Below are 12,573 nucleotides of genomic sequence, written 5' to 3'. Positions count from 1 at the left end.
GTCAGCTCCCCGTCGCCGCTGCGGCGTCGGTGAGCGCGGCGGCCGCGTCGGCATCGCCACCGCGCGCGAGCGCCACGACCTCGCCGATGACCACCACCGCCGGGGACCGCACCCCCGCACGCACCGACTCGGTGAGGATGGTGGACAAGTGCCCGAAGGTCGTCCTCTGGCGCGCGGAGTAGCCCTGCTCGACGACGGCCACCGGCATGGCGCGGTCCATCCCGAAGCGGGCGAGCCCTGCGGTGATCGAGGGGAGATTGGTGATGCCCATCAGGATGACGATGGTCCCGCCGAGCCCGGCCAGGTGCTCCAGCTCGCCGGGGGAGAGCGGCGCATGGCCGGAGACCACCGTGAACATCCGGCTCATGTTCCGATGGGTGACCGGGATGCCCGCCGCGGCCGGGACCGAGATCGCGCTCGTCACGCCGGGGATGACGCGGACGGGCACACCGGCGCGCCGGCAGGCGTCCACCTCTTCGCCACCGCGGCCGAAGACGAACGGGTCGCCGCCCTTCAGCCGGACGACGTTCGCGCCGGCGAGGGCCCGGTCGACGAGGATCCGCTCGATCTCGTCCTGCGGGATCGGGTGGTGGCCGGGACGCTTGCCCACATCCACCAGCTCGGCGTGCGGGGCGAGGTCGGCCAGCGTCTCGTGCGGCGCCAGCCGGTCGAACAGGACGACGTCCGCCTCCCCCAGGGCGCGGACGGCGGCGACCGTGAGCAGGTCCGGGTCGCCGGGCCCTCCTCCGACCAGGGTGACGGATCCGGTGCGGACGGTCATGGGCGCTCTCCTTCCGCCGCGGCGGCACGGACGGGGATGGTGGGCCCGGCGACCAGCACGGCGCCCGCCGCGCGCTCGTCGGGCGTGGCCGGGCGCAGCTGGCCGCGCTCCTCCACCCGCGCGATGGACGGGTCGGGCGTGCCGGGCGCGTTCACGAAGGAGCGGAAGCGGCGCAGCCGCTCCGGGTCGCGCAGGGTCGCCGCCCACTCGTCCTCGTAAGTGTCGATGTGCTTCGCCATCGCGGCCTCCAGCTCGGCGGCGAGGCCGAGCGAGTCCTCGACCACCACCTCCCGGACGTGGTCGATGCCGCCGTCCAGGTCCTCCATCCACCGGGCCGTGCGCTGCAGGCGGTCGGCGGTGCGGATGTAGTACATGAGGTAGCGGTCGATGTACCGGACCAGGGTCTCGTCGTCGAGGTCGGAGACCAGCAGCTGGGCGTGCGCCGGCTGGAAGCCGCCGTTGCCGCCGACGTAGAGGTTCCAGCCCTTGTCGGTCGCGATCACGCCGACGTCCTTGCCACGCGCCTCGGCGCACTCGCGGGCGCACCCGGACACGCCGAACTTGAACTTGTGAGGCGCCCGGAGGCCGCGGTAGCGCAGCTCCAGATCGACCGCCATCCCGACAGCGTCCTGCACACCGAAGCGGCACCAGGTGGAGCCGACGCAGCTCTTCACGTTGCGCAGCGCCTTGCCGTACGCCTGGCCGGACTCGAAGCCCGCCTCGACGAGCACCTTCCAGATGTCGGGCAGCTGCTCCAGGCGGGCGCCGAACATGTCGATGCGCTGGCCGCCGGTGATCTTCGTGTAGAGGCCGAAGTCGGTCGCCACCTGCGCGATCACGGCGAGCTTCTGCGGGGTGATCTCGCCGCCGGGGATGCGCGGCACCACAGAGTAGGTGCCGTCCTTCTGCATGTTGGCGAGCGCCCGGTCGTTGGTGTCCTGAAGCTGGCCGCGGCCGCCGTCGAGCGGGTACTGGCTGTGCTGGCTGGCCAGGATGGAGCCGACGGCCGGCTTGCAGATGTCGCAGCCTCGCCCGCGGCCGAGCCGGGTGACCGTGTCCTCCCAGCTGTTCAGCTCCAGCACCCGGATGGACTCGAACAGCTCCTGGCGGGAGAGATCGAAGTGCTCGCACAGCGCGTGCGAGACGGTGGCGCCGGAGCGGGTGAGCTCCGCCTCCAGGATCTTCTTCACCAGCGGCACGCACGACCCGCACTGGGTGCCGGCCCGCGTGCAGGCCTTCAGCTCGCCGAGGTCGTGGCAGCCGTCCTCGACCGCCGAGCGCACGGTGCCCGAGGTCACGTTGTTGCAGGAGCAGACCAGCGCGTCGTCGGGGAGGGCGCCCCCGGTCGGCGGCTCGGCCCCGGCCGCGGAGAGGTAGGCTGCCGGTTCGGCGTCGAGGGACCGCCCGAGCAGCGGGCGGAGGCCGGCGTACGGGGAGGCGTCGCCGACGAACACCCCGCCGAGGAGGGTCTTGGCATCGTCGCTGACCACGAGCTTCTGGTAGAGCCCTCGGGCCGGGTCGGCATACACGATCTCGAGCGCGCCCGGCTCGCGAGCGAACGCGTCGCCGAAGCTCGCCACATCCACGCCGGAGAGCTTCAGCTTGGTGGCGTCGTCGACCGTGGTGAAGGAGGCCTCCCCGCCGAGCAGCCGGTCGGCGACCGTCTCGGCCATCGCGTTCGCCGGGGCGACCAGTCCGACCGTTCGTCCGTCGATGGCGGCGACCTCGCCGATCGCCCAGACGGACGGGTCGGAGGTGCGACACGCCTCGTCGACGACGACACCGCCGCGGTCCACGGTGACGATCCCGGCGTCGCGCGCCAGCTCGTCACGGGCCCGGATCCCGATCGCGAAGACGACGATGTCGGCGGGCACGGTGCGACCGTCGGCGCAGCGAACGGCCGTCGGCCGGCCGGCGTCGTCCAGGACGATCTCGCGCGGCCGTGTCCCCAGGTGCAGGTCGATGCCGCGTGCCGAGATGAGACGGCCGAGGGCCTGGCCGGCGCCTTCGTCCAGCTGCGCAGACATGAGCCAGCCGCCCGAGTGGATGATCACGGCCTCTGCGCCGAGAGCCGCAGCGCCTCCCGCGGCCTCGAGCCCGAGAAGTCCGCCGCCGGCGACGGCGACTCGTGGCGTGCGGCCCAGCGTCTCGCGCAGCTCGGCGATCTCGGCGACCAGGGCATCCACATCGTCGATCGTGCGGTACACCCGGCTCGCCTGGGCACCCGGGATGTCGGGGACCGGCGCAGAGGAGCCCGTCGCCAGCACCAGGTCGTCGTAGGGCAGAACGGATCCGGTCGAGGTGGTCACTGTCCGGGCGGCCGTGTCGATCGCCGTCGCGGCCTCGCCGACCCGGAGCTCGACCGCGGCGTCCGCCCAGTGCGACGCGGGCTCGAGTGTCAGGTCGACGGTGCCGTCCGCGAGCCGCTTGCTCAGTTGCACGCGGTCGTACGGAAGGTACGGCTCCTCGGCCAGCACAACGATGGAGCGGTCGGTGGCGCCGCGCGAGACCAGCGCATCCACGAGTCGATGCGCGGCCGGCCCGCCCCCCACGATCACTGTGCGTCCGGTCGTCATGCGGGCCCCTTCTGAGCGTCTGGCGGCTGCCGCCGCACCGGCGGGAGACTCCCTGCCGGTGCCTTTCGAGCGTACGGACGCGCGGTTTCCCCGAAATTTCGTCGTTGTAACCGCGTGTTAACATGCGACGCACAGGGCGGGGCACGCAGTGTGAGAACCGCTTCACGGGGAAGTAACAGGAGCGGGCGCCTCCCGAAACATCCGCTGCCTAGTCTCGGTGCATGACCATCACGCAGAGCCCCAGCCGTCCCGAGTCCCGGCGCGCCGAATGGGTGACCGCGTGCGAGGTGGGTGACCTCGAACCGTCGTGGGGGGAGGCCGTGCTGCTGCGCATGCGGCAGATCGCCGTGTTCCTCCTCGGCCCCCGCGAGGTCTACGCGGTCTCGCACGAGGACCCGGACGGCGGAGCGCCGGTCATGGCCCGCGGCATCGTCGGATCCCGCGGCGACCGCCCGACCATCGCCTCGCCGCTGCACAAGCAGGTCTACGACCTGGGCACCGGCGAGTGCTTCACCGACCCGTCCCTCCTGCTGCAGACGTTCCGCACCCGCATTGTCGGGGGGTTCATCCAGATCGAACTGGAGGACGCGTGACGGGCGCCATCCTCGCCGCATCGCACGGAACGTCGTCGCCGGAGGGCCGCGCAGCGGTCAGGCGGCTGGTGGACGCGGTGGCCTCGCGGAGCGCGGACGCCGTGGTCGGATGCCACGTGGATGTGGAGCAGCCGGACGTGCCGACCGCACTGGCGTCCGTGGCGTCCGCGGATCAGGCGCTGATCGTTCCGCTGCTGCTCTCGGCCGGCTACCACGTCTACGTGGACCTGGCCGAGTCGGCGGCGGGGGCGCCCCTCCCGGCCTCCGTCGCACCGGCCCTCGGACCGGACGACCGTCTGGCGGCCGTCCTCGAACTGCGGTTGCGCGAAGCGGGCTACCGGCCCGGGGACGCGGTCGTCATGGCCGCGGCCGGGTCGAGCGACGCCCGTGCGGTCGAGGACTGCCACCGTCAGGGCGAACTGCTCGCGCATCGGCTGGGGGTGGAGGTCGTGGTCGGCTTCATCTCGGCCGTCGCGCCGTCCGTGGCCTCCGCCGTCGAGTCTGCGCGCTCCCGCCATCCGGGGGCACGGGTGATCCTGGCGAACTACCTTCTGGCTCCCGGCTACTTCGCCGACCTCGCTGCAGCCTCCCCGGCGGACGTGGTGGCCGCGCCCCTGTTGACCCCGACGTCGACGCCCGTGCAGCTGGTGGAGGTCGTGCTCGACCGGATCGCCGCTCGGGCTGCCCTCCCCGCCTGAGCCGCTCCTCGCCTGAGCCGCCCCAGAGTTGGGCCTCTTGCGGCTGAGCCGTCCACCGATTGAGCTGCTCCCCTCCCGAGCTCGCTTGCGTCATTGCGGCGGGGACGAATCCGGATGATCGGTCGGATCTTCGGACCGATGTGCAGAAGGTGGTGCGCTGCATCTGCGCTGCACTGCACTGCGCTGCGGGTATTGCGTGCTGCGCGTATTGCCTGCGTTGGTCGGGGTGCGGGTTCCTGAATTCAGGAGATTCGGTCCTCGCAGTGCTCCCAGCGCCTCTATTCAGGACCCACGGCATGCTGAGCTGCCAAATCTCCTGAGAACAGGAGCAGCACTGCGGAGTCCACCCAGTCAGTTCGGCACCGGCTGGGCGGCCGCGATCAGCGCGGCGATCCGGCCCTTGCAGCCGCCGCAGCCCGTCCCGGCGCGGGTCGCACGGCCGACGGCGTCGACCGTGTCGCAGCCTCCCGTGACCGCCTCGCCGATGCGCCCGGCGGTCACGCCGTTGCACCAGCAGACCGTCGCGTCCGGGCCTAGCGGGTCCTCGGCGGGCACGCTCCCCGAGTCGGCCGCATCGAGCCGCAGCAGCGCGGACGGCTCTGCGGGCAGGACGGACCGGCGTTCGAACAGCAGCGTGAGCTCGGCCCCCGCGTGCGGCAGTCCGACCGACACGAAGCCCGTCAGCACGCCATCGCGGACGACCGTCTTCAGATAGGCGGCCCTGGCGCGGTCCAGCCAGACCGTCACCTCCGCGTCGGCGTCCCACGGGTCGGCGGCGTGGTCGCCGCCGGACACGACGTCGATGCCGGTGGCCTTCAGCATCACCGCTGTGGGCCGTTCCCTGAGCGCGACCGACGAGTCGGCGCCGGCAGCCACCCCGGCCGCTTCGGCGCGCAGGCGGCGGGCGAGAGCACCGGCCTGGCGCCAGCCCGGGCCGATCAGGCCGCTCGGCGCTCCGGGAACGCGGCCGTCCGCGGCGACGTCCTCCGGCGACGCCACCTGGGCGCAGTCGCCGATCGCGAACACGTCGGGGTCGGTCCAGCTGCGCAACTCCTCGTCCACGAGGATGCCCGCCGAGCACGCCAGGCCCGCAGCGAGCGCCAGCTCCGCCCGCGGCGCGACGCCGCAGGACAGCACCAACAGGTCACCGGGGAGGTAGGTGCCGTCGGCGCAGCCGAGGCCGTCGAACACCCGGCCGCCGGCCGCGTCGCGAAGACCGATGCTCTCCGCGCGGGCGTGCGCCGCCATCCCGATGCCAAGGTTGCGGGCGGCCTGGGTGAGCATGCGGCCGCCTGGCTCGTCCAGGTTCCGCGCCATCGGGGACGGACCGTGGTGCACGACGACCACCTGCGCGCCGTGCTCGGCGGCGAGCAGCGCGAACTCCATCCCGAGCACGCCCGCACCGAGCACCACGATCCGGCCACCCGAAGCCACGACCGGGGCGACGGCCTCCGCATCGGACAGGTCGCGCAGCGCGACGACGCCGGGCGGCAGCGCTCGGGTGCCGCCATCCAGTTCCGGCCCCGGCAACGCCGAGCGGTCGCGCTTGGCGCCCTGCAGCCCGTCGAGGGTCGGGATGTTGGCCCGCGCACCGGTCGCCAGCACCAGTCGGTCGTAAGGCAGCTCGTCACCGCTGTCGAGGACGACGCGCTGGCGGACCCGGTCGAGGGAGGCCGCCGTGTCGCCCAGCCGGATGTCGACGCCAGCGGTGCGGGCGGCCTCCGTGTCCGTCACCTCCAGGCGGTCGCGGCCGGCGGCGCCGACCGCGTACTCGGCGACGAGCACGCGGTTGTACGCGTCCTCGCGCTCGGCGCCGACCACCGTCAGCACCGCGTCGCCGGAGGCGACCGCCGGGAGCAGCTCCTCGACGAAGCGGGCCCCGACCGGGCCGTAGCCGACGAGGACGACGCGCAACGGACGCCCGCTCATGCCGCTACCTCCGCAGCGCGCTCGACGGTCACGGCCGTCCGCTTGAACTCCGGCATCGCCGAGATCGGGTCGACCGCGGCCTCGGTCAGCAGGTTCGCGCACTGACGGCCGGCGAAGTGGAAGGGGAGGAACACGGTGTCGATCCGCATCCCCGGCGTGAGGAGGGCGCGCGCCGCGACCTGGCCGCGCGCGCTTCGCACGAGGACGGGGTCGCCGTCCGCGATGCCGAGCCGGGCCGCGGTCGCGGGATGCAGCTCCGCACGTACGTCCGGCTGCGCCGTCAGCAGTTCGGGCACACGCCGCGTCTGCGCTCCCGACTGGTAGTGCTCCAGCAGGCGGCCGGTGATCAGCGTCAGCTCGCCGGGGCCGGCTCCCTGCGCGAGCTCCCGCGGGCGCACGGCTACCAGGCGAGCCCGGCCGTCGTCGTGCCCGAAGCGGTCGAGGAACAGCCGCGGGGTGCCCGCGGATCCCGCCGGGTACGGCCAGTGGGCCGCCTCCCCCGCGGCGAGCTGCTCGTCCAGCAGCGCGTGACTGAGCCCGGAGTAGTCGGCCACGCCGCCCGCGGAGGCCCGCGCCAGCTCGTCGAAGACCCCGGCGGGGTCCGTCGGCCACACCGAGGGCGCGTGGAGCCGGGCAGCGAGGTCGGCGAGGATGTCGAGCTCGCTCCGGACGCCGTCGGGCGGCTCAAGAGCACGGCGCCGGCGCAGGATGCGGCCCTCGAGATTCGTCATCGTCCCCTCCTCCTCCGCCCACTGCGTCACCGGCAGCACCACGTCGGCCAGCTCGGCCGTCTCCGAGAGCACGAAGTCGGAGACGACCAGCAGGTCCAGGGCCTCGAGGCCGGAGCGGATGGCACCCGCGTCCGGCCCGGAGACGACGACGTTGGAGCCGTGAACGAGGAGGGCGCGCACCCCTCCCGGCCGCCCCAGCATCCCGAGCAGCTCGACGGCGGGGACTCCCGGGCCGGGAAGGATGCCGGGGGCGACCCCCCAGACGGCGGCGACAGCCGCGCGGGCGTCCGGGTCGGTGATCTTCCGGTAGCCCGGCAGCTGGTCGCACTTCTGCCCGTGCTCGCGGCCTCCCTGGCCGTTGCCCTGCCCGGTGAGCGTCCCGTAGCCCGACCCGGCCCGGCCGGGCAGACCGAGCGCGAGCGCCAGGTTGATCGCGGCAGTGGCCGTGTCCGTTCCGTCGACGTGCTGCTCGACGCCCCGGCCGGTGAGGATGTACGTGCCGCGTCCGCGCGCGAGACGGCGGGCGACCTCCCTCAGCTGCCCCACCGGAACCCCGGTGTGCTCCTGCACCCGCTCCGGCCACCACGGCGCGACGCTGCGGCGGACCGCGTCGAAACCGGTCGTCCGTGCCTCCAGGTAGGCGATGTCGGCGAGCCCCTCGGCGAGGACGACGTGCAGGAGGCCGAGCAGCAGCACGAGGTCCGTGCCGGGCGCCGGCTGCAGGTGGATGCCGGCACCGTCGGCGGTGAGCTGCGCCGTCTGCGAGCGCCGCGGGTCCACCACGACGAGGCCCCCGGCGGCGCGCGCACCGGCCAGGTGCCCGAGGAACGGCGGCATGGTCGCGGCGACGTTCGAACCGAGCATCAGGATGGTGTCCGCGTCGTCCAGGTCGGTGACCGGGAACGGCATCCCCCGATCGACCCCGAAGGCCCGGTTACCCGCAGCGGCGGCCGAGGCCATGCAGAACCGGCCGTTGTAATCGATCCGGGAGGTGCCGAGCGCCAGCCGTGCGAACTTCCCCAGCAGGTACGCCTTCTCGTTGGTCAGCCCGCCGCCGCCGAACACTCCGACCGCATCCGGGCCGTCCTCCCGCCGGATGTCGGCGAGCCGGCCGGCGACCAGGGCGAGAGCTTCCTCCCAGGTCGCCGGCCGGAGGGCGCCGTCTCGGCGCACCAGCGGAGTGGTCAGCCGGCCGGGCGCCGCGAGCAGTTCCGCGGACGTCCACCCCTTCTTGCAGAGCCCGCCGCGATTGGTCGGGAACGCGCGGCCCTCCACCGTGAGGGGCGAGCCGCCCGGCGCAGAGCCGCCCGGCGCAGGGGTCAGCGTCATGGCGCACTGCAGGGCGCAGTAGGGGCAGTGGCTGTCTGCGGCCATTCCGGACCCGGCTAGATCCGCACGCCGCGGGCGCGACCGCGCAGGGCGATCCCCACGGTGATGGCCAGCAGCACCGCATAGGCGCCGACGAACCAGAGCAGTCCGGCCTCGTAGCCGCCGGTGGACGTCTTCGACAGTCCGAGCACCTGCGGGATGACGAACCCGCCGTAGGCGCCGAACGCCGAGACGATGCCGAGGGCCGCGGCCGCGGTGCGCTGGGCGGAGATGTCGCCTGCGGTGCTGTGCCCGTCCGCAGCCCCCGCGCGGAGTGCGAAGAGCGTCGGGATCATCCGGTAGGTCGCGCCGTTCCCTGCGCCACTCGCGATGAACAGCACCAGGAAGAAGCCGAGGAACAGCCAGAAGTTGTCGAGCGGCAGCGTGAGCACCACCGCGAGCGCCCCGGCGGCCATGATCACGAAGGCGGCGATGGTGACGATGCTCCCGCCGAAGCGGTCCGCCAGCCGGCCGCCGAACGGCCGGGCCAGGGAGCCGACGAGCGCACCGAGGAAGGCGAGCGAGACGGTGGCGCCGGCGACGGGCAGCGCACCGAAGCTCGGGAACTGGTCCGCGATGAGTTTCGGGAAGACGCCGGAGAAGCCGATGAACGAGCCGAAGGTTCCGATGTAGAGCAGCGCCATCAGCCAGAGCTCGGGAGCGCGGAGCGCCGCGAGCGACGCCTTCAGGTCGGCGCGTGCGTTGGAGAGGTTGTCCATCCGGAGCCAGGCGCCCACAATCGCGACGACGATGAGCGGCACCCAGATCAGCCCGGCGAGCGGCAGCTGCAGTGTCACGCCTGCGCCGATCGTGATGACGATGGGCACGGCGAACTGCGCGACGGCGGCGCCGAGGTTGCCGCCCGCCGCGTTCAGCCCGAGCGCCCATCCCTTCTTGCGCTGCGGGTAGAAGAAGGTGATGTTGGCCATCGAGCTGGCGAAGTTGCCGCCGCCGAATCCGGCGAGCGCCGCGACCAGCAGCATCACTCCGAACGGCGTCTGCGGATTCGCGACGCAGATGGCGAGTCCGACCGCCGGGATGAGCAGCAGCGCCGCGGAGACGATCGTCCAGTTGCGGCCGCCGAACCGCGGCACCATGAACGTGTACGGGAAGCGGAGGGTGGCGCCGACGAGGCTGGGCATCGAGATCAGCCAGAACGTCTGCGCGGTGTCGAAGGTGAAGCCCGCCGCCGGCAGCGACACGACGACGATCGACCACAGCTGCCAGACAACGAAGCCGAGGAACTCGGCGAAGATGGACCAGCGCAGGTTGCGCTGTGCGATGGCGGCGCCCTCCTGCTCCCACTGGACCGGGTCCTCGGCGTTCCAGCCGTCGATCCACCGTCCCGGCCGGCGGACCAGTGCGGGCGATGGTGAGAGCGTCGCCCCCTCGGTGGGAGCGGCGGATGAGGCGGGGGCTGCGGAGACGGTACTGCTCATGGGTGGACCTCCTGCGATGGCCGGGTTGACGTGACGGGCTGGCTCAACGCTAGGAACGCTGTGTTTCGGCCGGCGGCGCGCGACGTGAAAGGGGCGTAACGAACATCTCTCGTCGGTGTCTGCGGTGTGTGAGGCGGCCGAAACGAACCGTGATCTCCGGGCAACGCGGGCGTGATCGCGCGCTCGTACGGTGGACACCATCCCCTCGGGGCTCATGGATGGAGGTCCGCATGCTGCCGGAGCCGCACACGGTCGAGAGTTACCGACGGTCGGTCCTGGGCCTGGTCACCGCGCTGCCGGCTGAAACGGTGGGGCTGGCTGAAGGGCTCGGACGGACCACGGCGGAGGCGGTGACGGCGGCGTTCGCTGTGCCGCGCTTCGACAATGCCGCGATGGACGGTTACGCCGTCCGTGCTGCCGACCTCGAAGGAGCGAGCCCGGAGAGTCCCGCCGTCCTTGTGCGGCTCGAGCCGTCCCGCGCCGGGTCGCCGCAGCCCCGTCCGTTGCGCACCGGGGAGGCCCGGCCGGTGATGACCGGCGCGCCCCTGCCGCCCGGCGCGGACCTCGTGGTCCCCGTCGAGCGCACGACCAGCGGTCGCTTCGACGACGGCGCGACCGTCGCTCTGTGGCGGGACGCGAAGCCCCACATTCGCAATCGCGGGGAGGACATCGCCGAGGGTGCGCCGATCGTCCGCCGGGGGGTCGTGCTCGGTCCTCGAGACCTGGGGCTGCTGGCGGCCACCGGCCACACCGTTGTGCGGGTGCATCGCGCTCCGCGGGTCGCCCTGGTGGTGACCGGTGACGAGCTGTTCTCGGACGCGGGTCCGCGCGCGGGCATCCCGGATTCGAACTCCGTGTACCTGCGGGCGGCCGTCACGGCGCTCGGGGGCGACGTCGTCTCCGTGCAGCTCGTCCGCGACGACGAGGATGCGCTCCGCCGGGTGCTCGACTCCGCGGCCCGGAAGGCGGACCTCATCGTCTCCACTGGAGGGGTCGGCCCCGGAACCCACGACCTGGCCGGGCGGCTCGCGGCAGCCTCCCCCGACGGGACGCTCGCCCGCGTCGCGATGCGGCCCGGTCGTCCTCAGGCGCACGGCCGGTGGCGGGGAACGCCGTGGCTCGCGCTTCCCGGCACGCCGGCCGCGGCATTCGTCTCCTTCGAGGCGTTCGTGCGGCCGGTCCTGGCTCGGCTGGCTGGAGCCCTCACTGGAGGCGAACCCGCATCCGAGACGGTCTCCGTCGGCTGGCCCGGCCGGGCGGGAGCGGTCAGGTTCGTGCCGCTCGCCGTGGAGGCCGACGCGGACGCGATCGCGGTCCATCCGCTCGGTTCGCCGGATCACGCATCCCACTCGCTGTCCGCGATGTTCCGGGCCCCGCTCATCGCGATGGTGGGGGCGGAGACCGCGAACGTGGAGACGGGTCAGCTGGTCCCCGTGTTCGAGCCGGCATGAGCGTCGCGGCGATCGTCCTGGCCGGCGGCCGGGCCCGGCGGCTCGGCACGCCGAAGCATGCCGTGTCGCTCGGCGGGAAGACGCTGCTCGACCGCTCTCTGGACGCCGTGACTCTCCTGCCGACCGTCGTGGTCGGGCCGGAGGCGCTGCTCCCGGAACTGCCTGCGCGCCCCAGCGTCTCGCTCATCCAGGAGCGGCCGGCGTTCTCGGGACCGGCCGCCGGGATCGGCGCCGCCCTCGACGAGCTGGACCGCCGTGGCGTGGCGACCGGGACCTGTCTCGTACTCAGTTGCGACCTGGTCCGCCCCGCCGCCGTGGTCGAGCTGCTGCTCAGCGCGGCCGAGGAGTTCACCGATGGCCTGGTCCTCCGGGACGCCTCGGGCCGCACGCAGTGGCTCAGCGGGCTCTATGCCGTGGATGCGCTCCGCGGCGCCGTCTCCCGGTTGCGCTCGTCCGCCTCCCTGGACTCGGCGCCGGTCCGTGCACTGTTCGGCTCCCTGGCACTGACCCTGCTCGACGACCCTGGGGAGCTCAGCGCCGACATCGACACCCCGGCCGACCTCGTCGCCGCGAAGGAACGAATACTTCCCGCAGTGGTCACCCCTTCTCTTCGAGGCGTCGGCGGAGTTCGCCGTTCAGATGCCCCACTCGTCGAACTCGTCGGTGCTGGGTGAGAGCGCCTGTATCGTCGCAGCGCCGGCGCCCTGGGACTCGTCGACGACGGCAGCCTGCGCTTCGATCCCGACGGGAGCGCGGGCGCTGACGAGGATGTGGATCACACCCGCATCGGTGGCGAGTTGGACGTATTCGCCGCCACGTCCCTTCGCGTCGGCGATGCGCTGCGTGGCCTGTTCGGCGTTTTCATCGAGGACGGCTATCCGGCGGCCTGCCACGGTGACGAAGTATCGGGTCATCGTCTCCTCCAGTGGACGGATTGTACGCCCACCAGCTGTCGGCAGGTCGGGTCGGGCAGAGCCCACGCTCGCTCTGCCATAGAAGCTCGCTCT

At 72.9% G+C, this 12,573-nt stretch carries 10 protein-coding genes; 4 read left to right on the top strand and 6 right to left on the bottom strand.

The genetic code is table 11. The features are described 5' to 3' along the window. Nucleotide 1: 1 nt before the first annotated feature. The gene (gene cobA, locus SB754_RS01240; RefSeq protein WP_410780535.1) at nt 2-781 is read right to left on the bottom strand and encodes a uroporphyrinogen-III C-methyltransferase; all 780 of its coding nucleotides are present in this window, start codon (nt 779-781) and stop codon (nt 2-4) included. Continuing rightward, nucleotides 778-3,357, bottom strand: a complete 2,580-nt coding sequence (gene nirB, locus SB754_RS01235; RefSeq protein WP_410780534.1) for a nitrite reductase large subunit NirB — start codon at nt 3,355-3,357, stop codon at nt 778-780. The genes cobA and nirB overlap by 4 nt, the downstream gene beginning before the upstream one ends. Before the next feature lie 221 nt (nt 3,358-3,578). Here nirB and nirD point away from each other — a divergent pair, with 221 nt between their 5' ends. Then, nucleotides 3,579-3,950, top strand: coding sequence for a nitrite reductase small subunit NirD (gene nirD, locus SB754_RS01230; RefSeq protein ID WP_410780533.1), 372 nt, complete (start codon nt 3,579-3,581; stop codon nt 3,948-3,950). Beyond that, entirely contained in the window at nt 3,947-4,648 is a 702-nt protein-coding gene (locus tag SB754_RS01225) for a sirohydrochlorin chelatase (protein WP_410780532.1), read from the top strand. Before nirD ends, SB754_RS01225 begins: the two co-directional genes overlap by 4 nt. A 351-nt stretch (nt 4,649-4,999) precedes the next feature. On the opposite strand, the gene SB754_RS01220 is transcribed toward SB754_RS01225, so the two are convergent. Genes SB754_RS01220 through SB754_RS01210 form a run of 3 tightly spaced genes read right to left on the bottom strand, consistent with a single transcriptional unit; the run spans nt 5,000 to nt 10,115 of the window. After that, nucleotides 5,000-6,577, bottom strand: a complete 1,578-nt coding sequence (locus SB754_RS01220) for an FAD-dependent oxidoreductase (RefSeq protein ID WP_410780531.1) — start codon at nt 6,575-6,577, stop codon at nt 5,000-5,002. Next, nucleotides 6,574-8,682: a molybdopterin oxidoreductase family protein gene (locus SB754_RS01215; RefSeq protein WP_410780530.1), complete on the bottom strand. Its 2,109-nt coding sequence runs from the start codon at nt 8,680-8,682 to the stop codon at nt 6,574-6,576. The genes SB754_RS01220 and SB754_RS01215 overlap by 4 nt, the downstream gene beginning before the upstream one ends. 11 nt (nt 8,683-8,693) lie before the next feature. Beyond that, on the bottom strand, nt 8,694-10,115 hold the full coding sequence (locus tag SB754_RS01210; RefSeq protein WP_410780529.1) for an MFS transporter: 1,422 nt from the start codon (nt 10,113-10,115) through the stop codon (nt 8,694-8,696). Nucleotides 10,116-10,333: 218 nt separating this feature from the next. On the opposite strand from SB754_RS01210, the gene glp reads away from it, so the two are divergent. Together glp and SB754_RS01200 are read left to right on the top strand one after the other, a co-directional pair. Beyond that, nucleotides 10,334-11,566, top strand: coding sequence for a gephyrin-like molybdotransferase Glp (glp, locus tag SB754_RS01205; RefSeq protein WP_410780528.1), 1,233 nt, complete (start codon nt 10,334-10,336; stop codon nt 11,564-11,566). Then, on the top strand, nt 11,563-12,240 hold the full coding sequence (locus SB754_RS01200) for a molybdenum cofactor guanylyltransferase (protein ID WP_410780527.1): 678 nt from the start codon (nt 11,563-11,565) through the stop codon (nt 12,238-12,240). The genes glp and SB754_RS01200 overlap by 4 nt, the downstream gene beginning before the upstream one ends. On the opposite strand, the gene SB754_RS01195 is transcribed toward SB754_RS01200, so the two are convergent. Beyond that, nucleotides 12,202-12,480, bottom strand: coding sequence for a hypothetical protein (locus SB754_RS01195; protein WP_410780526.1), 279 nt, complete (start codon nt 12,478-12,480; stop codon nt 12,202-12,204). The two genes, SB754_RS01200 and SB754_RS01195, sit on opposite strands and share 39 nt — an antisense overlap. Nucleotides 12,481-12,573: the final 93 nt, after the last annotated feature.

This window comes from Leifsonia sp. SIMBA_070 (assembly GCF_046534635.1).
Taxonomy (GTDB): Bacteria; Actinomycetota; Actinomycetes; order Actinomycetales; family Microbacteriaceae; genus Leifsonia.
This window is presented reverse-complemented; position numbering and strand designations above follow the sequence as displayed.